The organism is Mesorhizobium sp. M2A.F.Ca.ET.039.01.1.1, from assembly GCF_003998035.1.
In the GTDB taxonomy this organism is placed as follows: domain Bacteria; phylum Pseudomonadota; class Alphaproteobacteria; order Rhizobiales; family Rhizobiaceae; genus Mesorhizobium.
Genome location: NZ_RZRY01001473.1, coordinates 1 through 526 on the forward strand (window position 1 = coordinate 1; position 526 = coordinate 526).

Here is a 526-nt window from a genome sequence, read left to right on the forward strand (position 1 = left end):
GACTTTGACGGCTGCTTCGTGATACCAGCCGTCAAAGTCGGCGTGCTCGCCGCGAAGCGTCGCAAGCTCTGCCGCGAATTTCGCCTTGGCGCCTAAATTTGAGGCAGACTTGCGCCCTGCCAGCGGGAACATCAGGATTTTTGCCGACGGACGCGGTTGCATGACCTGCATTGGCGACCTCCTTGCTTGTCTTGAGGCTTGCCGATTAAACTTAGCAAGCAAGATAGGTTCTGCGATTCGTTTAGGCAATATGCCTACAAAAAGATCAATATTTGCCAATTATTTATGCAGAAATCTCGATTGAGCGATCAGAGCGCATTATTGAGGCGGCTGAGCAAAATCCACGTGTTGGCGCGACCATTTTGCCGCACCCGCCGACGGCGGAGTGGCATACGAATTGCTTTTTAACCATCGGCAGGCCGGCAAGCCCGGCCATGCGTTGACGTCGCTTGCGGCGTCCTAGCAACGAGAGGCACTGGAATGACCAAATACAAGCTCGAGTATATCTGGCTCGACGGATATGTCC

At 53.8% G+C, this 526-nt stretch carries 1 protein-coding gene; it reads right to left on the bottom strand.

Annotation, left to right across the window (positions count from 1 at the left end; genetic code table 11):
* The coding region (locus EOA24_RS43755; protein WP_245502012.1) for a DUF2735 domain-containing protein at window positions 1-279 on the bottom strand (279 nt) is incomplete at its 3' end.
* Between the last annotated feature and the right edge of the window lie 247 nt (window positions 280-526).